This is a genomic window from Micromonospora sp. BL4 (assembly GCF_003667505.1).
Classification (GTDB): domain Bacteria; phylum Actinomycetota; class Actinomycetes; order Mycobacteriales; family Micromonosporaceae; genus Micromonospora.
In genome coordinates, this window is sequence record NZ_RCVJ01000116.1 from 22,903 (window position 1) to 49,893 (window position 26,991).

Consider the following 26,991-nt stretch of genomic DNA (forward strand, 5'->3'; position numbering starts at 1 on the left):
AACCGCAGACCTGCCCGGCGTGCCGATCGGCGTCGCCAATCGGACCAGTCGACATGACCGGTCAGCGTCCACACGGAGTGGACGGAAGCCACTACTCTCGGTGTCCCGCAGGCCGGTTCCGTCAGCGAGGTCGCCCATGAACACACGCACCGCACAGTCCCGGCTCCGCGCGATGGCGACGACGCTGGCGGTCGCCCTGACCCTCACCCTCGCCGCCGCCGCCGGCTGCGACAGCCGGCAGCAGCCGGACCTGCCGTCGGTGCAGGAAAAGCTGCGCGAGACGCACATCTACGGCCAGTCGAAGCTGCGCATCGGCGTCGCCACCAACGAGCCACTGATGGGCGAGCTGCGCAACGGCCAGCACGTCGGCTTCGATGTCGAGATCGGCCGGTACGTCGCCGCCTCGCTCGGCTACGAGGGCGACCAACGGCTGGAGTTCGTCTCGGTGTCCACGGAGGACCGGATTCCGGCCCTGCAGGGCGGCACGGTCGACCTGGTGGTGTCGAGCTTCTCCATGACCGAGGACCGCAAGAAGCTGGTCAACTTCGCCGGGCCGTACTTCGTCACCACGCAGGAGGTGATGGTGCCGACCCGGCTCAAGGACCGGATCCGCACCATCGAGGACCTCCGCGACCCGGCCTACAAGGTCTGCACGAGCGGCGGGTCCACGACCGAAGCCGAGCTGGAGAAGCACCAGGTCAAGACGTTCGTGGTGAAGGACGTCGGCGACTGCGTCGACGGCATCCGGAAAGGGCGGTACGACGCCGTCAGCTCCGACGAGGCGATCCTCGCCGGTTTCCTGGCCAGCTTCCCCAAGGAGTTCGAGATCGTCGACATGCCGTTCGGCACCAGCGAGCTGCTGGGCATCGGCGTCCCGATCGGCGACCCCGCGCTGCGCGACCTCGTCGCGTTCTTCCTTCAGAAGAGCTACCAGCAGGGCCGGGACGGGCAGGCGAGCCCCTGGCAGACCGCGTACAACCGGACCTTGGGCCCCTGGCTGAAGGCCGAGAAGCGCCAGCCGCAGCCGCTGGAGGTGCCGAAGCTGGTCGACTTCGACGACAAGGCGCCCGCGAAGTGAGCGCGGCGCCGACCGCCACCGGCGGCGACGGGCCGGTCCCGCCGCCACGCACGTCCGCGCCCGGCGTCGCCACCGACCCACCGACATTCGACGGTACGGCCGCAGCGCCGCCGGCCGGTGCGGTGGGTGACGTTGCCTGGCCAACCGCCGTGCCGGTCGCCGAACCCGCCGCGCCGGTCGTCGCCGAGGTCGAGCCCGGGCGGGTCCGGTGGGATCCGGCGGAGCGGCGCGCCCGCGCCAGCCAGTCGTTCTGGACCGCCGTGGTGGGCGTACCCGCGATCTTCTCGGTGCTCCGCCTCGGCGTGGAGGCCGGCGGTGAACTCCAGACCACGCTGCTGCTGGTGGCCAACGTCGGGCCGGTCAACCTGCTCGCCGGCTTCCTGACCACGGCCGCCCGGCTGCTCTCCACCGGCATGGTCGCCGTCTTCGCGCTCGGGGCGGTGCTGGCCGTCAGCGCGGACCGACTCCCGCCGGGCACCCGTCGCCGCCCGCTCTTCGCCCGCTGGGCCGACATCACCCCGGCCTGGGTGGTGCTGGCCAGCTTCCTGCTCGCCCTGATCACCTGGCCGCTGCTCTACCTTCCGCTGCTGGTGCCGGCGTTCGTGGCCGCATTCCAGTTGCGTCCGGGGCGGTTGCACGAACGGGTCGCGCCTCGGCTGCTGCTGATCGGCGCGCTGCTCGCCGGGTACGGCTGGCTGATGCTGCCCACGCTGCGTGACGCGGTGCAGCAGGGCGATGAGTGGCTGGTGCTGGCGCTCCTCGTGGTGCCTCCGCTGCTAGCCGTGTTCATCGCCGGGCCGCTGCCGGGGCTGGTGATCCGGCCGCTGGCGTCGGTGACCGAGGTGGCGGTGCTGGCCACCCTGGTCTGGGCCGCGGTGCCGGTGATCAGCACACCGGTGTTGCCGCTGACCGTCACCACGGTCGGCCCGGAGAGCGGCCCCACCGAGGACGTACGCGGGCACGTCGTCACCACCGACGACGTCAACATGGTGATCCTTCAGGAACAGGGCGGCGTCCGGTACGTGCCGGTCGATCTGGTCCGCGCCCAGGTGCTCTGCCCGAGCGAGGAGGAGCTGCCCCGCCACCAGCTACGCATTCACGACTTCCATGTCGAGGACTCGCTGTTGGAGGGCATGGGTCGTCGAGTCCGTCCGGTGCACCGCATCGACGCCGCCTGCCGCACCCCGGCCTGACCGTCGGCAGCGCCGCTCGCGGGCGGCACGAACGGGCACCGGCCAGGCGGTCAGTACGACTTCTCCTGACCGAGCACGTGTTGGGCGACGAAGTTCAGGATCATCTCCCGGCTGACCGGGGCGATCCGGCCGGCCCGGACGGCCCCGAGCAGGGTGGCCACCCCGTACTCGGTGGTCATACCGGCCCCGCCGAGCACCTGGACGGCGGTGTCCACGGCGAGCGCGGCGGCCTCCCCGGCGGCGTACTTGGCCATGTTGCCGGCCACCCCGGCCTCCAGGTCGCGGCCGGCGTCGTACAGGGTGGCCGCCTTCTGGATCATCAAGCGGGCCAGCTCGACCTGCACCGCCGCGTGCGCCAGCGGGTGCGACACGCCCTGGTGCGATCCGATGCTCCGGCCGCCCCAGACCTTGCGGGCGGCGGTGTACTCGCTTGCCCGCTCGATGGCGTACCGGCCGGTGCCGGCGCCCATCGCGGCGACGGTGATCCGCTCCGGGTTGAGCCCGGCGAAGAGAGCCGGCAGTCCGGCGTCCAGCGACTCGCCGACCAGCGCGTCGGCCGGCAGGCGTACGTCATCCAGGTAGAGCAGGAACTGGTTCTCCGGCGACAGGATCTCCATGTCCAGCTTGGAGCGGGTCAGCCCGGCCGCGTCGGTCGGCACGAGAAACAGCGCCGGCTTGAGCTTTCCGGTGCCCGCCTCCTCGGTACGGGCCACCACCAGCACGTGGTCGGCCTCGTCGACCCCGGAGATGTAGCACTTGCGGCCGGAGAGCAGCCAGCCGTCGGCGTCCCGGCGGGCCACCGTGCCCAGCCGGTGGAAGTTGGAGCCGGCCTCCGGCTCGGTGATCGCGAAGACGATCTTCTGGGAGCCGTCGGCGAGGCCCGGCAGGTGCCGCTTGCGCTGGTCCTCGGTGCCGTGCCGGTTGATGACGGTGGCGGCGATGGCGGGGGAGACCACCAGCAGCAGCAGCGGGCAGCCGGCCGCCGCCAGCTCCTCGCAGACGATGGCCAGCTCGGTGATGCCGCCGCCCCCGCCGCCGTACTCGGTGGGGATGTTGACGCCCAGGTAGCCCAGCCGGCCCGCCTCGGCCCACAGCTCGGTGGTGTGTTCGTCGGCCTTCGCCTTCTCGACGAAGTAGCCGTGGCCGTACCGGCGGCCCAGCGCCCGCACGGCGTCGCGCAGCTGGTCCTGCTCGGGGGTGAGGTCGAAGGTCATCGGGGATCCTCCTCTGAATGGACCACGGCCAGCACGGCGCCGGTGCGAACCTGGCCGCCGGCCGGCACCGGCAGCTCGGCGACCACGCCGTCGATCGGGGCGAGCACGGGATGTTCCAGCTTCATCGCTTCGAGCGTGAGCAGCGGATCGCCGGCCGCGACCCGCTGGCCGACCTGGACGTGCACCCGGGTCACCGCGCCGGGCAGCGGCGCGAGCAGCGACCCGGCGGCCAGCTCCGCGGTGGGCAGCGGGAACCGCGGCAACTCGACCAGGCTCGCCGCCCCGTCCGGGCCGTCCACGAAGACCGCCGACCCCGCCCGGTGTACGCGGTACGCGAGCCGCACGCCGTCGACGTCGAGCACGACCCGGTCCGGGGCGGCCTCGACCAGCGCCACAGTCGGGTCGGCGGCGCTGGGTTCGGCGGCGGTGGGTTCGGCGGCGGTGGGGTCGACGGACCACTCGGCGAGCCCGCCCGTACGGTCCAGCCGGTAGCGGACCTCGATCTCGCCGTCCGGCCCGGCGAAGCGGGTGACCTGCGGGACGGCGGGCACGTTGCGCCAGCCCGACGGCAGCCCGGCCAGCACCCGGGACCCGACGCGGCGGCCGGCGGCCGCGGCGAGCGCGGCGGCCAACGCGGCCACCGGGAGTTTCGCCGCCGGCAGCAGCGGCGCGAAGACCTCGGGATGCCGGTCCAGGAACCCCGTGTCGATCTCCACCGCGGCGAACGCCGGGCTGCGCAGCACCCGGACCAGCAGGTCCCGGTTGGTGGTCACCCCGTGCAGCTCGGCACGGGCCAGCGCGGTGGCCAGCAGCCGGGTCGCCTCCGCCCGGGTCCGGCCCCAGGCGACCAGCTTCGCCAGCATCGAGTCGTAGTGCACGCCGACCACCGAACCGGTCACCACGCCGGAGTCGAGCCGCAGGCCGGGCCGGGCCAGCGTGCCGAACTCGGCGGCCACCCCGGGGACCGCGAACCGGTGCAGGGTGCCGGTGGCCGGCCGCCAGCTCGCGGCCGCGTCCTCGGCGCAGAGGCGTACCTCGATGGCGTGCCCGGTGCTGTCCGGCAGCGCCGCCGGCAGCGACGCACCCTCGGCGACCAGCAGTTGCAGCCCGACCAGGTCCAGCCCGGTGCACAGCTCGGTGACCGGATGCTCCACCTGGAGCCGGGTGTTCATCTCCAGGAAGAAGAACTCCCCGCTCGGGGCGAGCAGGAACTCCACCGTGCCCGCGCCGAGGTAGTCGACCGCGCGACCAGCGGCCACCGCCGCCTCGTGCAACGCCGTCCGCACCCGCTCCGGCACGACCGCGGGCGCCTCCTCGACGATCTTCTGATGCCGACGTTGGATCGAACACTCCCGGTCGCCGAGGGACACCACCCGGCCCTGGGTGTCGCCGATGATCTGCACCTCGACGTGCCGGCCGCGCTCGACGTACCGCTCGATGAAGACCGTGCCGTCGCCGAACGCCGCGGCCGCCTCGCGGCGCGCCGAGGCGACGGCCTCAGCCAGCCCGGCGGCGTCCCGGACGATCCGCATTCCGCGCCCGCCGCCGCCGGCGGACGCCTTGACCAGCACCGGGAAGTCGGTGATCTCGTCGGTGTCGGTCCAACTGGGCAGCATCGGCACGCCGGCCTCGGCGAGCAGGGCCTTCGCGGCCAGCTTGTCGCCCATCGCGGCGATCACCTTGGCCGGCGGCCCCACCCAGGTCAGCCCGGCGTCGGTCACCGCCGCCGCGAACTCGGCGTTCTCGGCGAGGAAGCCGTAGCCCGGGTGGACGGCGTCCGCTCCGCTGCGGCGGGCCGCGTCCAGGATCAGGTCCACCCGCAGGTACGTCTCGGCCGGCGTGTCCCCGGGCAGCCGGACCGCCTGGTCGGCCTCGGCGACGAACGGCGCGGCGGCGTCCGCGTCCGAGTGCACGGCGACCGTCTCCACGCCGAGCGCCCGGCAGGTCGCGAAGACCCGGCGGGCGATCTCCCCCCGGTTGGCCACCAGAAGTCGAGTAATCACGAGCGCAAGCCCCCTACATCCGGAAGACGCCGAAGCTGTCGGCGCCCTTCACCGGTCCGTTGTGGATCGCCGAGAGGCAGAGCCCGAGGACGGTCCGGGTGTCCCGGGGGTCGATGACCCCGTCGTCGTAGAGCCGACCGGAGAGGAACAGCGCCCCGGACTGCGACTCGATCTGCTGCTCGACCATCATCCGCATCGCCGCGTCGGACTCCTCGTCGTAGTCGCGTCCGCGTGCGGCGGCGGCCTGCCGGGCCACGATGGAGAGCACGCCGGCGAGCTGCGCCGGACCCATCACCGCCGACTTGGCGTTCGGCCAGGTGAACAGGAACCTCGGCTCGTACGCCCGGCCGCACATGCCGTAGTTGCCGGCCCCGTACGAGGCGCCCAGGTTCACCGTCAGGTGCGGCACCGTCGAGTTGGACACCGCGTTGATCATCAGCGCGCCGTGCTTGATGATGCCGCGCTGCTCGTACTCGGTGCCGACCATGTAGCCGGTGGTGTTCTGGAGGAAGATCAGCGGAGTGTCGGCGGCGTTGGCGAGCTGGATGAACTGGGCCGCCTTCTGCGCCTCCTCGCTGAACAACACCCCCCGGGCGTTGGCCAGCACGCCCACCGGATACCCATGCAGCTCGCCCCAGCCGGTGACCAGCGCGTCGCCGTACGCCGGCTTGAACTCGTCGAAGTCGCTGCCGTCCAGGATCCGGGCCAGCACCTCCCGCGGGTCGAACGGCACCTTCAGATCCGCGCTGGCGATGCCGAGCAACTCCTCCGGGTCGTACTTCGGTGGCTGCGGGACGGGCGTACGCGGCGGCGGGCCCTGCTTGCGCCAGTTCAACCGGCGGACGCACTGCCGAGCCAGCCGAATGCCGTCCCGCTCGTCCTCGGCCAGATAGTCGGCGAGCCCGGACGTGCCCGCGTGCATCGCCGCGCCGCCCAGCGACTCGTCGTCGGTGACCTCGCCGGTGGCCATCTTCACCAGCGGCGGCCCGGCCAGGTAGACCTGCGACCGGTCCCGGATCATGATCACGTGGTCGGACATTCCCGGCACGTACGCGCCACCGGCCGTGGCGTTGCCGAAGACCACGCTGACCGTGGGGATACCCGCCGCCGAGAGCCGGGTCAGGTCACGGAACACCCGGCCGCCCGGAATGAAGATCTCCGCCTGCGTGGGCAGGTCCGCCCCGGCCGACTCGACCAGGTTGACCATCGGCAGCCGGTTGGCCAGCGCGATCTCACCGGCCCGCCGGGTCTTCGCGAGGGACCACGGGTTGACCGCGCCGCCGCGGACCGTCGGGTCGTTGGCGACGATCAGGCACTCCACACCCTCGACCACCCCGATGCCGGTGACCACGCTGGCCCCGACCGGGAAGTCCGTCCCGTAGGCGGCGACCGGCGACAGCTCCAGGAACGGGCTGTCGGCGTCCACCAGCAGCTCGATCCGCTCCCGGGGGAGCAGCTTGCCGCGCTTGTGGTGCCGGGTCACGTACTTCTCGCCGCCGCCGGCCCGGGCCTGGTCCAGCGCGGCGTCCAGCTCGGCCAGCCGTTCCAGCAACGCGGCCCGGTTCGCCGTGTACCCGGGCGCGGACGGGTCGATCGCGCTGTCCAGGGTGGTCATAGACCCATGCCTTTCGCGATGATCTCGTTCATGATCTCGGTGGCGCCGCCGCCGATGCCGAGGATCCGGGCGTCGCGGTAGTGCCGCTCCACCTCGGCGTCGCGCATGTAACCGAACCCGCCGTGCAGCTGCAACGCCTGGTCGACGACGTGGTCGCAGGCGGCCACCGCGACGTTCTTGGCCATCGCCACCTCGGTCACCACCGGCTCGCCGGCCGCCACCCGAACCGCGACCTCGTGCACGTACGCCCGGGCCGCCTCCGCCCGGGTGTGCATCTCGGCCAGCCGGTGCCGGACCAGCTGCCGACTGGCCAGTGGACGCCCGAAGGTCTCCCGGTCCCGGCACCAGCGCACCGCCAGCTCGACGCAGCGCTGCGCCGTGGCGTACGCCTGGGTGGCCAGCGAGAGCCGCTCCGCGGCGAAGTTCTGCATGATCGCCAGGAAGCCGGTGTCCTCCGCGCCGATCCGGTTGGCCACCGGCACCCGCACGTCGACGAAGGACAGCTCGGCGGTGTCCGAGCAGTGCCAGCCCAGCTTCTCCAGCCGACGTCCCACCGTGAAGCCGGGGCTGCCCTTGTCGATGACCAGCAGGGTGAGTGAGCCGCTGCCGGGAAAGTCGGTGCAGACCGCGGTGGTCACGAAGTCGGCCCGGTGCCCGCTGGTGATGTAGGTCTTCGACCCGTTCACCACGTAGTGGTCGCCGTCGCGGCGGGCGGTGGTGCGGATGCCGGCCACGTCCGAACCGCCGTCCGGCTCGGTGATCGCCAGGGCGCCGATCATCGTGCCGGCCAGGGTGGGCCGGACGTACCGCTGGATCAGGTCGTCGTCGCCGGGCGTCGAGGTGCCGCCGAACCGGCCGCCCAGCGAGCCGCCGGCGCTCGCGCCCGCCGCGGCGACCATGTGCGGCAGGGCGATGCCGTGCGTGAACAGGGCCGCGACCAGGCCGGACGAGCCGCCGGAGCGGATCAGCTCCTCGGTCACGAGGATCGAGTCGAGCAGGTCGCCGCCGCTCCCACCCACCGACTCGGGGAAGCCGATGCCGAGCAGACCGAGCTTCGCGGCGGTGGCGTGCAGCGCCCGGGGCACCTCGCCGGCCCGTTCCCACTCGTCGAGGTGGGGCAGCACCTCCCGGGTCACGAAGGCCCGGGTCAGCTCGCGCAGCTGCCGCCGCTCCGGGGTGTCCACGATGCTCATGCGGCCACCCCCGGCGCGGCGTCGGACGGCAGGTCGACGACCCGCGAGCGCAGCAGCTCGCCGAGCGCCTTGGCCTGCGGGTCAAACCGGGTGGACGCGGCCACCCCGGCTCCGAGCAGGCCCTCGATCACGAAGTTGACCGCGCGCAGGTTCGGCAGCTCGTACCGTCGTACCACCAGCGGCGCGGTTTCCGGCAGCAGCTCGGCCAGCCGTTCGACGGTCAACCAGCCGCGCAGCCAGGCGTACCCGGCGTCGGAACGCGCCCAGACACCGAGGTTGGCGTCCCCGCCCTTGTCGCCGGAGCGCGCGCCGACCAGCTCGCCGAGCGCACCCCGCCGAGTCCGAGGTGCGGCGGGGCCCCCGGTGACCGGATCCTGTTGTGCGACGGTCTCCGGCGAACCGGTGGTCGACGGCGGGGCGATCGGCACCCGCTCGCCGGAGGGCAGCACCGCGACGTGCGCCACCGCGTCCTGCGGCACCGTGTCGGCGGTGAAGACGCCGTACGGTGACGCGTCGCCCGGCAGGGTGGTCAGGGTGCAGCCCGGGTACGAGGCGAGCGCCAGCTCGACCGCGGCGGCCGAGAAGCCCCGTCCGGCCCGTGTCTTGTCGCTGTCCCGCAGGTGGACGTGGAGCAGGGCGCTGGCCGCCTCGGTGGCGGTGGCGTCCGGATGGTCGGTCCGGGCCAGCACGAACTCCAGCCCGTCCTTGCCGACCGCCTCCTCGATCTGCCCCCGGACCAGGGCCGCCTTCGCCTCGATGTCCAGCCCGCAGAGCACGAACGTCATCGAGTTGCGGAAGCCACCGAGGTTGTTGACGCCGACCTTGAGGGTGGCCGGTGGTGGCGTGCCCCGGACGCCGGAGACCCGGACCCGGTCCGGCCCGTCCGGGCGCAGCGTCACGGTGTCCAAGCGGGTCACCACGTCCGGCCCCAGGTACGCCGGCCCGCCGACCTCGTAGAGCAGCTGGGCGGTGACCGTCTCCACCGTGACCGCACCGCCGGTGCCGGGGTGCTTGGTGAGCACCGTGGAGCCGTCCGGGTGCACCTCGGCGATCGGGAAGCCGGGCCGGTGCCCGCCGTCGGGCAGCTCCGTGAAGAAGCTGAAGTTGCCCCCGGTGACCTGCGCGCCGCACTCGACGAGGTGCCCCGCGACGGTCGCACCGGCGAGTTGGTCCAGGTCGTCGCGGCCCCACCCGTAGCGGGCGATGGCCGGACCGACCACCAGCGACGCGTCGGTGACCCGCCCGGTGACCACCACGTCCGCTCCGCCGTCGAGGCACGCGGCGATCCCGAAGGCGCCCAGGTAGGCGTTCGCCGTCAGCGCGTCCGGTCGCTGGATCGTGTCGCCCTCGACGTACCCGACCCGCACCGGCAGATCGAGCCGGTCGGCGAGCCGCTCGATGGCGGCGGCCAGGCCGGCCGGATTGAGCCCACCGGCGTTCGTCACGATCCGCGTCCCCCGGTCGAGGGCGGTGCCGAGGCAGGTCTCCAGCTGGCGCAGGAAGGTCTTCGCGTAGCCCAGATCGGGGTCGCGCAGCCGGTCCCGGCCGAGGATCAGCATGGTCAGCTCGGCCAGGTAGTCGCCGGTCAGCACGTCCAGCTCGCCGCCGTCGAGCATCTCCCGCCAGGCGGTGAACCGGTCACCGTAGAAGCCGGAGGCGTTGCCGATGCGGATCACTCCCGTACTCCCTGCCCACCGGCCGACGTGGCGGACGGCTCCCGGCCGGTACCCGGCGGGCCGGCGAAGGCCTGTGCCACGTCGAGCCACTCGTCGGCGACCGGCCCGGTCGCCAGCAGGGCGAGGTCCGCGCGGTGCCGACGCTGGGTGACCAGCAGGCAGAAGTCCCGGGCCGGGCCGGTCAGCCGGTCGGCGGCGTCCGCCGGACCCCAGCTCCAGGTGTCGCCGCCGGGCCCGGTCAGCTCGACCCGCACCGGCGCCGTCGGTGCCGGTCGGCCGTGCGCGGCGAAGCCGTGCCCGAGGGTACGCACGCCGAGGTGCGCCACGTGCCGGAGCCGGTTGCTGGCGGGGCGGGCGACGCCGAGCGCGTCGGCCACGTCCTCGCCGTGCGCCCAGGTCTCCATGATCCGGGCGGTCGCCATCGAGGTGGGCGACATCCGGGTGCCGTACCAGGGCAGTTTCTCGCCGGCCGGGACGGCAGCGAGCGCCGCGGTCAGCGCGCCGCGGCCGTCGCGCCACCGGGCCAGCAGCTCCGCCGGCGGGGCGAGGAACTCCTCGGCGCCGAGGTCGACCATTCGGGCCGGATCGGGTGCGGAGGTCACCGTCGCGAAGAACGCCGCCGCGTCGGTGGCGGCCAGCAGCGCCACGTGGTCGGTCCAGGCGAGGTGGGCGATCTGGTGCCCGATGCTCCAGCCCGGCGCGGGGGTCGGCCGTGACCAGTCGGCCGCCGAAAGTGGAGCCACCAGGGCGTCCAGCTGAGCGGACTCGTCGGCCAGGTCCGTGAGCAGGTCGCTGAGGTCGACCATGGTGCCTCCGGTTGGTGCGGGCCGGTGCGACCGGCGGTCAGGGCGTGAGCAGAGTGGCGAGCTGGCGTTTCCAGGTGGTCAACAGGGCGGTACGCCGGGCCGAGTCGTCGTTGAGCAGGTTCGCCACGCCCAGCCCACGAAGCAGGTCGAGGGTGGCCTGCACGGCCTCCCGGACGCCGGGCCGGCGCTCGTCGACGCCGAGCAGGGCGACGGTGAGCCGGTGCATCTCCCGGCCGACCGTCGCCTCCAGAGGGACCAGGGCGTCCCGAAGCTCCCGGTCGGTACGGGCGGCGACCCAGAGTTCGAGCGCGGCCACGAAGAGCGGCCCGGTGAAGGCCGCGCCGAGCAGATCGATGACCCGGTCCAGCCGCTGGGGCCCGGCCGGCAGCGCCCCCGCCTCGGTGCGCAGCTCGTCGGCCCGGCGTTCGGCCAGGTGGGCGACGGCGGCCGTGACCAGCGCGGCCTTGGTGGGGTAGTGGTGCAGCTGGGCGCCCCGCGAGACGCCGGCCCGGGCCGCGACGACGGTCGTGGTGGTGCCGGACCAGCCGTGCTCGACCAGGCAGTCGACAGTCGCCTCCAGCAGCCGGGCCTGGGTGGCCCGGCTGCGCTCCTGCTGAGGGACACGGGTCGATGCGGTGGACACGGGCATAGCCTGCGGCCCAGGAAACAAACAGTCAAGACTGACTTTTTAAGGCTGCCATCGCCTGCTTCAGCGACAGCCGCTGAGGACGCTGGCCATCTTGACCCGGACCCTCGGCTGGGTGGTCAGCGACCGTCGCGGGGGCCGAAGACAGCCAGGGCGTCGGCGTCACTGTGCTGGGAGCGCAGGTACTCGTCGGCCCAGGCGGCGGCGTCGGGGAAGGTGGACTCGGCCGCCACCCGGGCGCACGCCGCATCCACGTCGAAAGCGGTACGCCGCAGCTGGACGCCCGGCCCGAGTAGGGCCCACCATGCGCCCGCGCCCCCGTACGGCATGCCGATGCTGCCCGGGTTGACCACCAGGCGTCGGTCGACCAGCCGGGTGAAGGGCATGTGGGTGTGGCCGCAGACCACCGCCGCGACCTCGGCGGGAAGACCTTCGAAGACCTCCGCCCAGCGCGACATCCGGGAGTCGACGAGCACGAGTTCCTCGTCGTCGCGGGGGGTCGCGTGACAGAACAGCGTCGGACCGAGGCCGTCGATCTTCAGGGTGACCGTCGGCGGCAGCGCGGCGAGTCGGGCTACCTGGTCCTCGCGCAACTGCCCGGCGGCCCAGTTCGACACCTCGATCGAGGCGGGTTGACCGGCGCGGGCCTCGACCAGCTCGCGGTCGGCGTTGCCGCCCACCCAGCACACCCGATCACCGAGATCGGCGAGCACGTCCAGAACCTCGACCGGCTGCGGGCCGGCGGCGATGTCACCGGTGAGCACGATCAGGTCGGCGGCGACGACGTCCGGCTCGGCCAGCACCGCCTCCAGTGCGGGCAGTACCCCGTGGATGTCGGACAGGACAGCTACTCGGCTCAGCATCGCTCCACCCTCGCCGGGCACCCGCACCCCGTCCAGCGCTTCTGCGCCAGGCAGACGGAACGTCCCCGCCTCCGGTCCATGACGGGAGGCGGGGACGGGACGTACCGCTCAGACGCGGGCGCGGCGGGCCAGGCGCTCCGGGTCCAGGATGATGATGCTCTTGCCGTCCAGGCGCAGCCAGCCGCGCGAGGCGAAATCGGCCAGAGCCTTGTTGACCGTCTCCCGGGAGGCGCCGACGAGCTGGGCGATCTCCTCCTGGGTGAGGTCGTGGGTCACCCGCAGCACGCCGCCGTCGCGGGTGCCGAACCGACCGGCCATCTGGAGCAGGTTCTTGGCGACCCGGCCCGGCACGTCCGTGAAGATCAGGTCGGCGAGCGAGTCGTTGGTCCGGCGGAGCCGCCGGGCGAGCACCCGGAGCAGCTGCTCGGCGATCTCCGGGCGGTTGTTCAGCCACGGCCGCAGCGCCTGCTTGCGCAGTCGCACCAGCCGGGTGTCGGTCACCGCGGTGGCGGTCGCCGTACGCGGACCCGGGTCGAAGAGCGACAGCTCACCGACCATGTCCGACGGGCCCATCACCGCGATCAGGTTCTGCCGGCCGTCCGCTGCGCGGCGCCCAACCTTGATCTTTCCAGACAGCAGGATATAGAGGCTGTCACCGGGCTCGCCCTCATTGAAGACGATCTCGCCCTTGCGGACCTCGATCGTCTCCATCTCCTTGGCGAGCGCCTCGGCAGCCTCCGGGTCTACACCCTGGAAGATCCCGCTGCGGGCCAGTACCTCGTCCATCGCGCACCTCCGGTTGCGCGTGCCGTCCGTCGGCCGGGTCCGCCGTCCGCTGATCCCCTCGCGCGTCGCCAAGTCTAGGCGCACGTGAGCTGGAATCAGAGGTCGCCCCTGGAATCTTGATCGGTGGGCGTAACCTGCCCGACGTGCTGAGCGACCCGACTCTGACCAGCCGCACCGAGGACGGGCGGGAGGTCCCGCTGCTCGTCTGGCGCGCGGACGTCCCGCTGCGGGCCGTCAGCAGCGGCCCGCTGGGCGGTGGTATCGGCGTCCGGCGCTGGGTGCTCAACGCCACCGTGCCCATGTCGTACGACCGGGACGACCCCGCCGCGCACCTGGCCGCGCTCGCCGGCGACCTGGCCCTCGACGGGCCCGGGGTGGGTCTGCTGACCGGTGTCGATGTGACCGAGGTGGTGGCCCGGACCGACACCGGCGTCCGTGCCTGGGCGACGGTCGGGCTCGGCATTCCGGTGCCGGCCGCCGCGCCCGCCCCGGCCGCGCTCACCCAGCGGGTCGGCACGGTCAACATCGTGGTGTACGTGCCGGCCCGGCTCGCCGACTCAGCTCTGGTCAACGCGGTGGCCACCGCGACCGAGGCGAAGACCCAGGCGATCAGCGAGCTGGGGCTGCCGGGAACCGGCACGCCGACCGACTCGGTCACCGTGCTCTGCCCGGTGGACGGGCCGGAGGCCGCGTACGGCGGTCCCCGCTCCGCCTGGGGCGCCCCGCTGGCCCGAGCGGTGCACGCCGCGGTGTTCGCTGGCGGCGATCGGCCGGTCGTGCCCTGGTCAGACCGGCTGGCCGGCTGAACTTCCGACCGATCGGCCCTCGTCGGCGCGTTTAACGAACGGTAGGGTCGCGGACGATGTACGCTCCCGAGCCCCTCTCGCCCCGCCCGCGCCGCCGTGTCGCCCTCGGCCTCGCCGCGCTGCTGGCCGCCCTGCTCGTCGCCGGCTGTGCGGACTCCGCGGAGGCGCCCGTCTGGCAGCCGGGCGCCGGCGGCGGTGGCACCGGCGCGCCGGTGACGACGGCCGGCCCGAAGGCCAGCGGCGGCGCCTCGGCCGGCGGGGGCGGCGCGATCTCGCTCTCCGCCACCGGCGACATCATCATGGGCAACGCGCCGAGCCGGCTGCCCGCCGCCGGCGGGAAGGGCTTCTTCACCTCGGTCACCGAGGCGCTCAAGGCCGACCTGGTGATGGGCAACCTGGAGGAGCCGCTGACGGTGGACACCGGCACCGGCAAGTGCGGGGCCAACTCGACCCGCTGCTTCCAGTTCCGGGCCCCACCGGAGTACGCCGCGCACCTGCGGGACGCCGGCTTCGAACTGCTCAACCAGGCCAACAACCACGGCTACGACTACGGCCCGAAGGGTTACCAGAACACCCAGAAGGCGCTGGAGAAGTACGACCTGGCGCACACCGGGGCTCCGAACCAGATCACCGTGGTCGACGTCAAGGGCGTCAAGGTCGCCGTGGCCGGCTTCTCGTCGTACGTGTGGTCCAACAGCCTCGTCGACATCAGCAAGGCGAAGGCGGTGATCGCCAAGGCCGCCACCATGGCCGACGTGGTCGTGGTGCAGGTGCACATGGGCGGCGAGGGCGCGGACAAGACCCGGGTCAAGCCGGGCACCGAGATGTTCCTCGGCGAGAACCGGGGCGACCCGGTCAAGTTCTCGCACGCCATGATCGACGCGGGCGCCGACCTGATCGTCGGGCACGGACCCCACGTGCTGCGCGGTATGGAGTTCTACAAGGGCCGGCTGATCGCGTACAGCCTGGGCAACTTCGCCGGTGGGGGCAACTCGTTGAGCAACACCGGCCGGCTCGGCTGGGGCGGGGTGCTGAAGGTGTCGCTCAAGCCGGACGGCGCCTGGGCCGGCGGCTCGTTCACCTCCACGTACATGAACTCGGCGGGCAAGCCGACGTTGGACCCGGACGACCGGGGCCTGGGCCTGCTCGGCGAGCTGAGCCGCAGTGACTTCCCGAAGGACGGCGCCCGGTTCGACAAGCAGGGCAAGATCTCCCCGCCGAGCGCCGGCTGACCCGACGGGAACGTCCGGGGCGCGACGTAGGCTGACCGTCGTGACCAGTAGCCCTCCCGGTGCCAGCGAGACCGACCTCGGGCGCAAACGCCGTGCCCGCAAGATCGGTCGGGTGCTGGCCGAGACGCACCCCGACGCGCACTGTGAGCTCGACCACTCCTCTCCGCTGGAGCTGGCCGTCGCCACCATCCTCTCCGCGCAGTGCACGGACAAGAAGGTCAACGAGGTCACCCCGAAGCTCTTCGCCCGCTACCCGACCGCCGCGGCGTACGCCAGCGCCGACCGGGGCGAGATGGAGGAGCTGATCCGGCCCACCGGCTTCTACCGCAACAAGACCGACTCCCTGCTCAAGCTCGGTCAGGCCCTCCTCGACCGGTACGACGGCCAGGTCCCCGGCCGGCTCGTCGACCTGGTGACGCTCCCCGGGATCGGCCGCAAGACCGCCAACGTCATCCTGGGCAACGCCTTCGACGTCCCCGGCATCACCGTCGACACGCACTTCCAGCGGCTGGTCCACCGGTGGCGGCTGACCGCCGAGACCGACCCGGTCAAGATCGAGCACGCGGTCGGCGCGCTGTACGACAAGCGGGACTGGACGATGCTGTCGCACCGGATCATCTTCCACGGGCGGCGCGTCTGCCACGCCCGCAAGCCGGCCTGCGGCGCGTGCACGCTGGCGAAGCTCTGCCCCTCGTACGGCACCGGCCCGACCGAGCCGGCCGCCGCCGCCAAGCTGCTCAAGGGGCCCCGGGCCCGTGACCTCGCGGCGGCCGCCGGCGTCGACCCGGAGCTGGTGCCCGCCCAGGCGGTTGCCGCGGAGGTGCCGTGAACCGGCGCCTCGCCCTGCTGGTCCTGCCGCTGCTGCTGCTCGTCGCCGGGTGCACCACCGCCGCGGACGACGCCCCCGCACCCCGCTCGGCCGCCGCTCAGCGCCCGTCGCCGTTCCAGGACTGCTCGAAGCTGAGCACGGCACCCCAGGCCGGTGCGGGCACGGCCGCGCCCGGCACCGGTGGCGAGGCCCTGCCGGAGCTGACCCTGGCCTGCTTCACCGGCGGGGCCCCGGTCGCGCTGCGCGAGGTCGCGGGGCCGGCGGTGATCAACGTGTGGGCGTCCTGGTGTCCGCCGTGCCGTAAGGAGCTGCCCGCCTTCCAGCGGCTCAGCGAGCGGACCGCCGGGCGGCTCCAGGTGGTCGGGGTGAACAACCGGGACAGCCGCGACGGCGCCCAGTCCATCGGCGAGGACTTCGGCGTCCGGTTCCCGATCCTGGTGGATCAGGGCGAGGCGCTGCAACGGGCGCTGAAACGCAACGCCATCCCGCTGACCCTCTTCGTCGACGCCCAGGGCCGGATCCGGCACATCGACACGACCGGGGCGCTCGACGACGCCCGACTCGCCGAGCTGGTCCGTCAGCACCTCGGTCTGGCGGTGCCGGCGTGACCCGCCGCCCACCCGAGTGGATCGAGCCGTTGCTGACCCGGCTGGGCACCGCCAGCGCCGAGGACTTCACCCGACTGGTCACCCCGGCCGAGGGTGGCCGGGAGAGCGCTGTGCTGGTGCTGCTCGGTGAGCAGCCCGGCGTCGGTCCCGACGTGCTCGTCCTGCAGCGCGCCGCCACCCTGCGCAACCACGCCGGTCAGCCGGCCTTTCCCGGCGGCGCGGCCGACCCCGAGGACGCCGACGTCCGCGCCACCGCGCTGCGCGAGGCGAACGAGGAGGTCGGCCTCGACCCGGCGAGCGTGACCGTGCTGGCCGAGCTGCCGAAGCTGTGGATCCCGGTCAGCGACTTCGTGGTCACCCCGGTGCTGGCCTGGTGGCACGACCCGCACCCGGTGCACCCCCGCGAGCCCGCGGAGGTGGCGCACGTGGCCCGGCTGCCGGTGAGCGAGCTGGTGGACCCGGCCAACCGGCTGCGCGTCCGCCACCCCAGCGGCTGGATCGGGCCGGCGTTCTCGGCGCGCGGCATGCTGGTCTGGGGGTTCACCGCCGGGGTGCTGGCCACCCTGCTGGAGATGGGCGGCTGGGCCCGACCGTGGCCGCGTGGCCGCGTGGTTGAGTTGCCGCCGACCGGGGCGACACCGGCGCCCTCGGCCGGCACCGACGACGCCGACGAGACCGCCCTGCGCTGACCGCTCGGTCACCTTCCGGAAGCGATGGTCATCTGCCGGGCGCCCTGCCCGTACGCTGGACCCCGTGTCCGTCGTGGATCTCGTCCTGCTGCTGCTCATGCTCGTGTTCGCGATCAGCGGATACCGTCAGGGCTTCGTCATCGGAATCCTGTCGCTCTCCGGCTTCTTCCTGGGGCTGCTGCTGGGTCTCCAGCTCGGGCCGCTGTTCGCCCGGCAGTTCGTGGACCCCGGCGTCCGGGTGCTGATCTCGCTGGTCGCGGTCTTCGGGCTGGCCGTGGTCGGGCAGGCGCTCGCCGGCTGGCTCGGCTCGCACCTACGCAAGACGATCACCAGTGAGGTGGGCAAGCAGGTCGACGACGTCGGTGGGGCGTTCGTCTCGCTGTTCGCGGTGCTCCTGCTCGCCTGGCTGGTCGCCGTGCCGCTCGGCTCGTCCTCGGTGCCCTGGCTCGCCGCGTCGGTGCGCAACAGCGCGCTGATCACCGTGGTGAACCAGGTCCTGCCGGACCAGGCCCACGAGCTCTCCACCGCGCTCCGGGACACCGTCGACACCGACGGTTTCCCGGACGTCTTCGGTGACCTCGCACCGACCCGGGCCCGGCAGGTCGAGCCTCCCGACCCGGCGCTGGCCGGCTCCCAGGTGGTGGTCAACGGCCAGCGGTCGGTGGTCAAGGTGCTCGGCTCCGCGCCCGGCTGCTCGCGCCGGATCGAGGGCTCCGGCTTCGTGTACGCCGACGACCGGGTGATGACCAACGCGCACGTGGTGGCCGGCACCCGCTCGGTGGCGGTGGAGCTGGGTGGCGACCGGTACGACGGCGAGGTGGTGGTCTACGACCCGAACCGGGACCTGGCCGTGCTGCTCGTACCCGGGCTGCCCGGCCCGTCGCTGCGGTTCGCGGCCGGCAACGCGGGCAGCGGCACGGACGCCATCGTGCTCGGCTTCCCGCTCGACGGCCCGTACAACGCCCAGTCGGCGCGCGTACGCGACGTCGACCGGATCACCGGGCCGGACATCTACGCGTCCGGGGACGTCACCCGGGAGATCTACACGATCCGCGCGTTGGTCCGCAGCGGCAACTCCGGCGGTCCGCTGGTCTCCGCCAACGGCCTGGTGCTCGGCGTCATCTTCGCGGCGGCGGCCGACGACCCGAACACCGGCTTCGCGGTGACCGCCGCCGAGGCGCGCCCGGTGGCGCTGGCCGGCGCGGAACGCAACCGGCGCGTCGGCACCGGCGAGTGCACCTGATCGCCGTCCGGGTCAGCTCCGGGCCGGTTCGGCGGGTCGCCCCGTCGCGGGCAGCTGCGCCCGTCCCCACCGCACCCCGCGGTCCAGCACACTCCGCGCCATGATCGCGACGCAGGTGCCGCCGTTGAGGAAGGACGCGACCACGTCGCTCGGGTGGTGCATCCCCCGGTACATCCGGGTCAGCGCCACGCCCAGCGGCACCACCAGCAGCAGCGTCCACCAGGCCACCTTCGCCCCGGTACGCCGCGACCGCAGCGCCAGCAGCACGGCGATGCCGACGTAGAGCGCCACCGCCGCCGAGGTGTGCCCGGACGGGAAGCTGGACGTGGGCGGAGAGACGTCCATGTGCTCGACCGCCGGCCGGCGCCGGTCGATCGCCAGCGTGGTCAGCAGGAACACCAGCGCCTGGGCGGTCACCGCCGCGCACAGGAAGAGCGGCTCCCGCCAGCGGCCCAGCCAGAGCCGTAGCGCCAGCGCCACCAGCACGGTGACCACGACGATCATCTGGGTGCTGGCGAGCGTGCTGAAGACCAGCGACACGTCGTTCCAGCCGTTGGTGCGGTCGGCGGCGAGTTCCCGGTTCACCCCGTCCTCCACGGTGAACGGCCAGGTCCGGGCGAACACCCGGGTGACCAGGACCCCGAGCAGCACCATGACGCCGAGCAGGAGGGTCACCGGCAGCAGCACCCGCCGGACGATCTGGACCACGGTGTCGGACATGGCCCGGCCAGTACCCGGCGGGCGCCGTACGCACGCCTCAGGTGGCTTCGGGGTGCCGCTCGACCTCCGGCGCGACGCCTTCGGTGGTGGGTTGGACCGGGCGCAGGCCGGTGTGCGCCCGCCAGCTGGTGAACGCGGCCGTGGTCGCGGCGACCACCGCCGTACCGAGCAGCCACCCGCCCAGCACGTCACTGGCCCAGTGCACGCCGAGTGCCACCCGGCTCAGGCCGGTCAGCGCGGCGACCAGCACCGCGGCGACCCAGAGCGCGACCCGCCACCGCCCCCGCCGGGCGTACGGCAGCAACACCAGCAGCAGCACCCCGGCCGTCAGGGTGGCGTTCAGCGCGTGCCCGGAGGGGAACGCGTAGCCGGCGGCCCGGGCGACCGGGTCGAGCAGGTCCGGCCGGTCCCGGCCGACGAGCAGCTTGAGCAGCGGGCCGATCAATCCGCCCACCACCATGGTGGTGGTCACCCACAGGGCGAGCCGCCGGGCTCCCCGGCGCAGCAGCCAGATCACCACGAGCAGGGCGACGGCCCGCAGCGGCATCGGTGCGAACACCTCGGTCCAGATCCGCATCACCGCGACCCAGGCCGGATGGTCGAGCGCGTAGCCGTGCAGCGCGTCGGTGACCGTCGCGTCCAGCCGGTGCAGGGGCGCCCAGCCCCCGAGCACCAGCAGGGCGAGCAGCGCGAACGGCACCAGCACCAGGAATGCCGCCGCCGCGGCCAGGGTAAGCCGCAGGCCCAGCGAATGGTCCGGGTCGAGGCGGCGCCGCCACCACCAGGACGGGTGGTGGGCGCGGTCCAGGGTGCGCGGGCCGGGGGTGTTCATGGGGACGGTTCTACCCCACCGACGGTGCGCTCAGCCCTGCGGCTCCGGCGGCGATTCAGCGGGCCCGCTGGCGGAACCGGCGCACCATCAACGCCGCGCCGGTGATCAGGGCGACGAGGAGCGCGGCGCCGGTCCACAGGCGCTCCGGCGCGGATTCGGCCTGCGCGCCGGCCGCCCGGGCCGTCCACCGGGTCTGCTGCCGGGGTGCGGTGAGGCCGAGCGGGTCGCTGCCGGCGCCGGTCACCGGGTCGTTGTCGGCGGAACCGGGGGCCGGGCCGAAGCCGACCACGCCCGGCGACGTCAGGTCGTCCAACGGGTTGACGGTCACCGGCGGGACCTGCGCGGTCAGCGCGGCCACCGGGTCCACCATCCCGTACCCGAAGCGGTCGTCCCGCCCGGTCGGGCCGAGGTCGCGCGCGGTGGCCAGCAGCCGGTTGACCACCTCGCCGGCGGGCATCCGCGGGTAACGGGACCGCACCAGCGCGGCGGTGGCGGTCACCAGCGGCGCCGCGAAGCTGGTGCCCTGCACCCGCCAGTACCCGCCCGGGGGACGGGCGCCGACCAGGCCGGTGGCGGGAGCGGTGAGCACCGTCGCGCGGCCGGTGATGGAACCGGACCAGAGATTGTCGCTGCTGCGTTCCAGGCCGGCGACCGCGATCACGCCCGGCTCGCGGGCCGGATACCAGACCTTGGAGTTGGTGGAGGTGGCCAGGTTGCCGGTGCAGGCGATGACCACCACGTCCCGGGCGAACGCGTAGTCCAGCGCCGCGGCCAGGGCGGGGCTGTCGCCGCTGCCGCCCAGCGACAGGTTGATCACGCTGGCGCCATGGTCGACCGCCCAACGCACCCCCTGGGCGACGATCAGCGCGTCGTCGTACCGGTTCTCGTCGTCGAGCACGCGTACCGGCAGGATCCGGGCGTCCGGCGCCAGCCCGACCACTCCCCGCTTGTCGTCCTTCCGACCGGCGATCAGGCCCGCGACGGTGGTGCCGTGCCCCACCGGATCCGGGCCGGCGGCGTCGGGGCCGACCAGGTCGGTGCCGGACAGCACCTGCCCGACCAGGTCGGGATGGCTGGCGTCCACTCCGGAGTCGATGACCGCGACGGTCACACCCCGCCCGGTCGAGCTGCGCCAGGCCGTCTCGGCGCGCAGCTCGTCGAGCTGCCACTGCTCGTCACGGACCTGGTCGGTGCGGCTCACGCTGTCACCGGGGGCGAACGCCATCGGCGCGCTGGCGAGCTGACCACCGGTGGCGGGCACGGAAACGGGCGCGACGGCCGCGGCCGGAGCCGCGACGGCGAGCACCGCCACCACACCGAGCAGCATCCGGCCGGTCGCCCGTCGGGCCGCTGCCGGACAGCTGTGCCGAACCCCAGTCACATCCTCAGCCCTCATCCCGACGGAACCATGACGATCGGAGATTACCGGTTTCCCCACCTGTCACGGGAGGAACCGGGGAGACGGGTCACGTCGGTGGCAGCTGAGCGAGCTGGACGAGGCGTACACCGTCCCGCCGGGTGACCAACCGGCCACGGCCGGGTGGCAGCGGCCCGGGCCGGACCGGGCCGACCAGTGCGCCCTCCTCCGGGCTGCCCGCCATCACCAGGCCGGCCGTGGACAGCTCCCGCAGGCGCTGCACGATCGGCTCGTACTGGGCCCGGCCCGCGCCGCCGGACCGGCGGGCCAGCACCAGGTGCAGGCCGACGTCGCGCGCGTGCGGCAGGTGGTCCTCCAGGGCCCGCAACGGGTTCGCCGGACCGGCCGCCACCAGGTCGTAGTCGTCCACCAGCACGAAAAGCTCCGGCCCGGACCACCAGGACCGGTCACGCAACTGCTGGGGGGTGACCTCCGGACCCGGGGCTCGCCGCTCCAGGTAGCCGGCGGCCGACTCGATCAGCTCGGCGGTGCGCGCCGCAGCGGTGCCGTAGCCGATCAGGTGCGGCGCCTCGATGGCGCCGAGCAGGCTGCGCCGGTAGTCGACCAGGATCACCCGGGCCTGCTCCGGGGCGAACCGGGTGATGATCGAGGTGGCCAGCGCACGCAGGAACGACGACTTGCCGCACTCCGCGTCCCCGAAGACCACGAAATGCGGCTCGGTGGCGAAGTCGAGCAGCACCGGGCGCAGGTCCGCCTCGGCGATGCCGATCGGCAGCCGCAACCCGGTCGTCGCCGCGAGGTCCAATTCGGCGTACGGCAGCACCGGCGGCAGCAGCCGCACCCGGGGCGCCGGAGAACCCGCCCAGCTGCCGGCGACCCGCTTGACCAGGTCTGCGGTGTCCCCGCCAGCGGCGGCGAGCTGGGGTAGCGCCGTGAGGAAGTGCAGGCTCTCCGCGGTCACCCCCCGACCCGGCCGCTCGGGCACGTTCGCGGCGGCCCGCCGGGCCACCAGCGAGTCGGCCGGGTCGCCGAGGCGCAGCTCCAGCCGGGAGCCGAACAGGTCCCGGATCGCCGGCCGGAAGTCCAGCCAGCGCAGCGCCGTGGCCACCACGTGCAGCCCGTACGACAGGCCCCGGGTGGCCAGCTCGGTGACCAGTGGCTCCAGGTCGTCGTACTCGCCGCGCACCGTGCTCCAGCCGTCGATCACCAGGAAGACGTCACCGAACGGGTCGGCCCCCGGCTGGCTGGCCGTCCCCGCCGAGGCCCGGCGCTGCCGGTACGCGGCCATCGACTCCACACCCAGCTCGGCGAAGCGGCGTTCCCGGTCGGCCAGCAGGGTGGTCATCTCGCCCACGGTGCGCCGCACCGCCGTCGGGTCGGCGCGGCCCGTCACCCCGCCCACGTGCGGCAGGTCGCGGAGCGCGGCCAGCCCTCCGCCGCCGAAGTCGAGGCAGTAGACCTGCACCTCGGCCGGGGTGTGGGTGAGCGCCAGCGCGCAGATCAACGTGCGCAGCGCGGTGGACTTGCCGCTCTGCGGCGCCCCGACCACCGCGACGTGCCCGGCCGCGCCGTCCAGCGCCAGCCAGAGCAGGTCCCAGCGCTGCTCCAGTGGCTTGTCCACCATGGCCACCGGCACCCCCAGCGCGCCGTGCAGCTCCGGGTTGCCCACGGTGAGACCACGCGCCGGGTCGACCTCGACCGGGCCGAGCAGGTCGTCCAGGGCCGGCGGCTGGCCGAGCGGCGGGAGCCAGACCTGGTGGGCGGGTGGGCCCTGCCCGACGAGCCGGTCGACCAGCAGGTCGAGCAGGGTCTCCCGGCCGATCTCCTCCTCGGCCACCGCGGGCGCGACCGGGCTGGCCGGCTCGGGCACCGGCACGACGTGGGTGGTGAACGTGAGCAGGCGGGCGCCGCCCCCGGCGGTGGCCCCGGCCGGCGCGGTCCGACGGCGGACCGCGCCGGAGACGTACGCGGCCCGGAACCGGGCCAGCGGGTCCGTGCCGGCACGCAGGTAGCCGTGGCCCGGCGAGCGGGGCAGCTCGTGCGCGTCCGGCACCCCGAGCACGGTCCGGGACTCCAGGGCGGAGAAGGTCCGCAACCCGATCCGGTACGACAGGTGGGTGTCGAGCCCCCGTAGGCGCCCCTCCTCCAGGCGCTGGCTGGCCAGCAGCAGATGCACGCCGAGTGACCGGCCCAGGCGGCCGATCTGCACGAACAGGTCGATGAAGTCGGGTTTGGCGGAGAGCAGCTCGGAGAACTCGTCGCAGATCAGCAGCAGGGAGGGCAGCGGCGCCAGCGGGGTGCCGGCCGCGCGGGCCCGCTCGTAGTCGCGCACGCTGGCGAAGTTGCCGGCCCGCCGCAGCAGTTCCTGGCGGCGGATCAGCTCCCCGTTGATCGCGTCCACCATCCGGTCGACCAGGGGTAGCGCGTCGGCCAGGTTGGTGATCACGGCGGCGGTGTGCGGCAGCCGGTCGAACGAGGCGAAGGTGGCGCCGCCCTTGAAGTCGACCAGCACGAAGTTGAGCTGCTCGGAGCTGTGCGTGACCGCCAACCCCAGCACCAGCGTGCGCAGCAGCTCGGACTTGCCGGAGCCGGTGGCTCCGATGAGCAGGCCGTGCGGGCCCATCCCGTCCTGGGCGGACTCCTTGAGGTCCAGCTCGATGGCGCCGCCGTCGACGCCCACCCCGATCGGCACCCGCAGCCGGTCCCGGGCCGAGCGCGGCGCCCAGCCCTGCTCGGCTGTGAAGCTCTCCGGGTCGCCGAGGCCGAGCAGCTCGGGAAGGCCCAGCTCGGCCTGGAGCGGGGCGTCCGGCCCACGCGCCGTGCCGGCCAGCCGCAAGGGCGCCAGCCGTCGGGCGACCGCCTCGGCGTCGGCGGGGTCGAGCTGGTCGGCGGTGCCCACCTCGGCGTGCCCCTCGATCGACCAGGAGTGCAGCCGCCGGCCGCGCAGCTCCAGCAGCAGCGCGTACCGGTCGAGCAGGCGCGGCGGCGGCGTGTCCAGGTCCAGGACGGTGACCGCGTCGATGCCGCCGTCGCCGGTCAGGTCGGTGGCACCGGTCAGGTCGCCGCCGTCGAGGACGACCACCACATGGGGGCCGTCGGTGGCCGGGCCGGCCGGGCTGAACCGGGACCGGCTGGTCAGCACGTCGCCGAGCAGCCGTTCCAGCTCGGCGGCGGAGCTGGTGACCAGCCGGACCGGGCCGAGCGCGTCGGTGCGGCCGGGATGGTGGGCGTGCGGGAGCCACTTCACCCATTCCCAGACGGCCCGGCGTTCCGGCCCGGCGCAGATCGCGACCAGCAGCTCGTCGGGCGCGTGGAACACGGCCAGCTGGGTCAGCACCGCCCGGACCAGCGCCTGCGCGGCCCGGTCGCCGGTGGGCGGCCCGCCGGTGGCCGGGACACCGCCGGAGCGGGGGCCGGTCCGCACGTACACGCGGGCGAAACTGCGCAGCGACAGCGCCACCGGCAGGTCCGGCACCACCGAGTACGCGTCCAGGAAGCGGCGCAGCGCGCCGGCGGTCATCGGCTCCAACTCCTCCAGCGGTCGGGTGACCGGTGGGATGAGCGGGGTGGCCAGCGTCTGCGGGCCGACCGCGACCCGGACCACCGCGAAGTCCGGGTCGGCGGGCCGCCGCTCCCAGACCCGGTGGCTGTCCACCGTCGACCACAGTCGACCCGGGTCCGGGTGTCGGTAGTAGAGCCCGGCCCGCTGCTGCCCGACGGTCCGCCGGACCCGACCGCGCAGCGTGGCGAGGTGGCGCAGGTATTCGCGGCGGGCCGCCATCATCTCGGACTTCTTGGGGGTGCCCGACGCGCTGCCCCAGGAGGTCACCAGCATCGCCAACGAGGAGAGCCCGAACATTCCGCCCACCACGTACGAGTAGGCGCCGCCGCCCCGGCCGAACATCATCGCCATCGCCACCGTGCCGCCGAGCATGGGCAGCAGCATGAGCATCTGCTGCCACCGTCCACCGGTCACCGCCGGGATCTCCGGCGGCGCCTCGACCGGCAGCTCACCGGTCGGGATCTCCGGCGCCGGCCGGCGGGGCGGGCGCTTGATGACGACGGTGGACACTCGGCCTCCTGACAGCGCTGGGTAACCCGAGCCTGGCTCATGGTAGGTAAAGTCCTGTCGTCCGCGCAGCCTCTGATCCCCCTCGATATGGAGACCAGTCGATGACAACCGGGCTGGCCCGCGTCACCATCAGCGCGCCGCAACGACGGGTGGACGTCGCCCTGCCGGAGCAGGTGCCCCTGGCCGAGCTGCTGCCCGACGTGCTCCGGCACGCCGGTGAGGGGCTGGCCGACGACGGCGAACGGCACGGCGGCTGGGTCCTGCGCCGCACCGACGGCGCGCTGCTGGCGACCGCTCAGGCGCTGCTGCCGCAGGGGGTCCGTGACGGTGAGGTGCTCCACCTCGTGCCGGCCCGCGCCCACTGGCCCGAGCTGGAGTACGACGACGTGGTGGAGGCGATCGCCGACGGCGCCCGTCGCCGGGGCGGCGCCTGGTCGCCCACCGCCACCCGGACGGCCGGCCTGGCCGGCGCCGCGGTGCCGCTCGCCGTCGGGCTGCTCGCCCTGCTCGCCGGCGGTCCGGCGCACCGCGGCGGCTGGCTGGCCGCGGCCGTGGTGGCGGTGCTGCTCACGGTGGCTGGCACGGTCGCCTCCCGCGCCAACGGCGACGGTGCCGCCGGGGCGACGCTCGGCGGCTACGCCCTGCCGTACGCGTTCGTGGCCGGCGCCCTCGCGGTCGGCTCGGGCGACCCGGTCGGCCTGTTCGGGCCGGTGCGCTGGGTCGGCGCGCCCGAACTGCTGGCCGGTTCGGCGGCGCTCCTGCTGGTCGCGCTGCTGGGGCTGCTCGGGGTGGCCAGCCGGCTGCGGGTCTTCGTGGCCGGCGTCACGGTGGGGCTGCTCGGGGCCGGGGTGGCGCTCGGCGGGCTGCTGTTGACCCCGGCCGGCACGGCGGCGGTGCTGCTCAGCACGTTGGTCTTCGCCGTGGGGGCGATCCCGCTGCTGGCCATCCGGCTGGGCAAGCTGCCGTTGCCGCCGATCACCCTGCCGGCCGCCGCCCCCGCGGCGGAGCCGGAGCCGGCCCGGGACCTGCCGGACCGGAGCCGGGTCCACGCGGCGGTGACCCGCACCGAGGAGATGCTCACCGGAATGCTGCTCGGGCACGCCCTGCTGGCGGTGGCCGCGGCGGCGGTGCTGGGGGTGGCCGGCGGGACCGCCGGCCGGGTGCTCGTGGCGGTGACCTCGGCCGTGCTGCTGCTGCGGTCGCGGCTGTTCGTGGCGCTGCGGCACCGGGTGCCGGCGGTACTCGCCGGTCTGGCCGGCTACGCGGTGCTGGGCGCGGTGCTGGTCGGTCGGGCCGACGACGCCGGGCGCCTGGCACTGGTCCTCGGTGGGGCGGCGCTGGCCCTGGTGGCTGTCGCGGCCGGCACCGGGTACGCCCACCGGCCGGTCTCGCCGTACCTGGGCCGGATCGCGGACCTGACCGACACCGCGCTGGTGGTCGCCGTGGTGCCGATCGCCTGCGCGGTGCTCGACCTGTACGACCGGGCCCGGGGGCTGCTCGGTTGAGCGA

22 protein-coding genes are annotated in these 26,991 nt (G+C 73.9%); 9 read left to right on the forward strand and 13 right to left on the reverse strand.

Translation table 11 applies throughout. The features are described from left to right. The first annotated feature begins 136 nt into the window (after positions 1 to 136). Together EAD89_RS12530 and EAD89_RS12535 are read left to right on the forward strand one after the other, a co-directional pair. Positions 137 to 1,078: a transporter substrate-binding domain-containing protein gene (locus tag EAD89_RS12530; RefSeq protein WP_121675825.1), complete on the forward strand. Its 942-nt coding sequence runs from the start codon at positions 137 to 139 to the stop codon at positions 1,076 to 1,078. Then, entirely contained in the window at positions 1,075 to 2,271 is a 1,197-nt protein-coding gene (locus EAD89_RS12535) for a hypothetical protein (RefSeq protein WP_121675826.1), read from the forward strand. Before EAD89_RS12530 ends, EAD89_RS12535 begins: the two co-directional genes overlap by 4 nt. A 50-nt stretch (positions 2,272 to 2,321) precedes the next feature. Here EAD89_RS12535 and EAD89_RS12540 read toward each other — a convergent pair whose 3' ends face one another. The 9 genes from EAD89_RS12540 to EAD89_RS12580 all read right to left on the reverse strand — a co-directional run bounded on the left by EAD89_RS12540 (position 2,322) and on the right by EAD89_RS12580 (position 13,073). Beyond that, complete coding sequence (locus EAD89_RS12540; protein ID WP_121675827.1) at positions 2,322 to 3,485, reverse strand: acyl-CoA dehydrogenase family protein; 1,164 nt, start codon at positions 3,483 to 3,485, stop codon at positions 2,322 to 2,324. Continuing rightward, positions 3,482 to 5,488, reverse strand: coding sequence for a biotin carboxylase N-terminal domain-containing protein (locus EAD89_RS12545; protein WP_121675828.1), 2,007 nt, complete (start codon positions 5,486 to 5,488; stop codon positions 3,482 to 3,484). The genes EAD89_RS12540 and EAD89_RS12545 overlap by 4 nt, the downstream gene beginning before the upstream one ends. A gap of 13 nt (positions 5,489 to 5,501) precedes the next feature. Then, complete coding sequence (locus EAD89_RS12550; RefSeq protein ID WP_121675829.1) at positions 5,502 to 7,103, reverse strand: acyl-CoA carboxylase subunit beta; 1,602 nt, start codon at positions 7,101 to 7,103, stop codon at positions 5,502 to 5,504. Then, positions 7,100 to 8,296: an acyl-CoA dehydrogenase family protein gene (locus tag EAD89_RS12555; protein ID WP_121656360.1), complete on the reverse strand. Its 1,197-nt coding sequence runs from the start codon at positions 8,294 to 8,296 to the stop codon at positions 7,100 to 7,102. Before EAD89_RS12555 ends, EAD89_RS12550 begins: the two co-directional genes overlap by 4 nt. Next, entirely contained in the window at positions 8,293 to 9,972 is a 1,680-nt protein-coding gene (locus tag EAD89_RS12560) for an acyclic terpene utilization AtuA family protein (RefSeq protein WP_121675830.1), read from the reverse strand. Before EAD89_RS12560 ends, EAD89_RS12555 begins: the two co-directional genes overlap by 4 nt. After that, positions 9,969 to 10,778, reverse strand: a complete 810-nt coding sequence (locus EAD89_RS12565) for a TIGR03084 family metal-binding protein (RefSeq protein ID WP_121675831.1) — start codon at positions 10,776 to 10,778, stop codon at positions 9,969 to 9,971. The genes EAD89_RS12560 and EAD89_RS12565 overlap by 4 nt, the downstream gene beginning before the upstream one ends. Before the next feature lie 37 nt (positions 10,779 to 10,815). Further along, positions 10,816 to 11,421 (reverse strand): TetR/AcrR family transcriptional regulator, encoded by a 606-nt coding sequence (locus EAD89_RS12570; RefSeq protein WP_121675873.1) that lies wholly within the window; start codon positions 11,419 to 11,421, stop codon positions 10,816 to 10,818. 122 nt (positions 11,422 to 11,543) lie between these two features. After that, positions 11,544 to 12,287 carry a metallophosphoesterase gene (locus EAD89_RS12575; protein WP_121675832.1) on the reverse strand — a complete coding sequence of 248 codons (744 nt, stop codon included), beginning with the start codon at positions 12,285 to 12,287 and terminating at the stop codon, positions 11,544 to 11,546. A gap of 108 nt (positions 12,288 to 12,395) precedes the next feature. After that, complete coding sequence (locus tag EAD89_RS12580; protein ID WP_007466162.1) at positions 12,396 to 13,073, reverse strand: Crp/Fnr family transcriptional regulator; 678 nt, start codon at positions 13,071 to 13,073, stop codon at positions 12,396 to 12,398. Between the two features lie 143 nt (positions 13,074 to 13,216). Here EAD89_RS12580 and EAD89_RS12585 point away from each other — a divergent pair, with 143 nt between their 5' ends. The 6 genes from EAD89_RS12585 (at position 13,217) to EAD89_RS12610 (ending at position 18,480) form a co-directional block, all read left to right on the forward strand. Next, positions 13,217 to 13,879, forward strand: a complete 663-nt coding sequence (locus EAD89_RS12585; RefSeq protein ID WP_121656363.1) for an adenosylcobinamide amidohydrolase — start codon at positions 13,217 to 13,219, stop codon at positions 13,877 to 13,879. Between the two features lie 56 nt (positions 13,880 to 13,935). Beyond that, a complete protein-coding gene (locus tag EAD89_RS12590) occupies positions 13,936 to 15,111 on the forward strand; it encodes a CapA family protein (protein ID WP_121675833.1) in 1,176 nt (391 codons plus the stop codon). A gap of 40 nt (positions 15,112 to 15,151) precedes the next feature. Then, positions 15,152 to 15,940 (forward strand): endonuclease III, encoded by a 789-nt coding sequence (gene nth / locus EAD89_RS12595; RefSeq protein WP_121675834.1) that lies wholly within the window; start codon positions 15,152 to 15,154, stop codon positions 15,938 to 15,940. After that, the gene (locus EAD89_RS12600; protein ID WP_121656706.1) at positions 15,937 to 16,548 is read left to right on the forward strand and encodes a TlpA disulfide reductase family protein; all 612 of its coding nucleotides are present in this window, start codon (positions 15,937 to 15,939) and stop codon (positions 16,546 to 16,548) included. The genes nth and EAD89_RS12600 overlap by 4 nt, the downstream gene beginning before the upstream one ends. Next, entirely contained in the window at positions 16,545 to 17,237 is a 693-nt protein-coding gene (locus tag EAD89_RS12605; RefSeq protein ID WP_121675835.1) for a CoA pyrophosphatase, read from the forward strand. Before EAD89_RS12600 ends, EAD89_RS12605 begins: the two co-directional genes overlap by 4 nt. Before the next feature lie 64 nt (positions 17,238 to 17,301). Then, the gene (locus EAD89_RS12610; RefSeq protein WP_121656704.1) at positions 17,302 to 18,480 is read left to right on the forward strand and encodes a MarP family serine protease; all 1,179 of its coding nucleotides are present in this window, start codon (positions 17,302 to 17,304) and stop codon (positions 18,478 to 18,480) included. 12 nt (positions 18,481 to 18,492) lie between these two features. Here the strand turns inward: EAD89_RS12610 and EAD89_RS12615 are convergent, their stop codons facing one another. The 4 genes from EAD89_RS12615 to eccCa form a co-directional block, all read right to left on the reverse strand. Continuing rightward, a complete protein-coding gene (locus EAD89_RS12615) occupies positions 18,493 to 19,200 on the reverse strand; it encodes a phosphatase PAP2 family protein (RefSeq protein WP_121675836.1) in 708 nt (235 codons plus the stop codon). Positions 19,201 to 19,237: 37 nt separating this feature from the next. Beyond that, positions 19,238 to 20,032 (reverse strand): phosphatase PAP2 family protein, encoded by a 795-nt coding sequence (locus EAD89_RS12620; protein ID WP_121675837.1) that lies wholly within the window; start codon positions 20,030 to 20,032, stop codon positions 19,238 to 19,240. A gap of 55 nt (positions 20,033 to 20,087) precedes the next feature. Then, a complete protein-coding gene (mycP, locus tag EAD89_RS12625; RefSeq protein ID WP_233578573.1) occupies positions 20,088 to 21,428 on the reverse strand; it encodes a type VII secretion-associated serine protease mycosin in 1,341 nt (446 codons plus the stop codon). Between the two features lie 70 nt (positions 21,429 to 21,498). Further along, on the reverse strand, positions 21,499 to 25,482 hold the full coding sequence (gene eccCa, locus EAD89_RS12630) for a type VII secretion protein EccCa (RefSeq protein ID WP_121675839.1): 3,984 nt from the start codon (positions 25,480 to 25,482) through the stop codon (positions 21,499 to 21,501). 101 nt (positions 25,483 to 25,583) lie between these two features. On the opposite strand from eccCa, the gene eccD reads away from it, so the two are divergent. After that, the gene (eccD, locus tag EAD89_RS12635; protein WP_121675840.1) at positions 25,584 to 26,987 is read left to right on the forward strand and encodes a type VII secretion integral membrane protein EccD; all 1,404 of its coding nucleotides are present in this window, start codon (positions 25,584 to 25,586) and stop codon (positions 26,985 to 26,987) included. Positions 26,988 to 26,991: the final 4 nt, after the last annotated feature.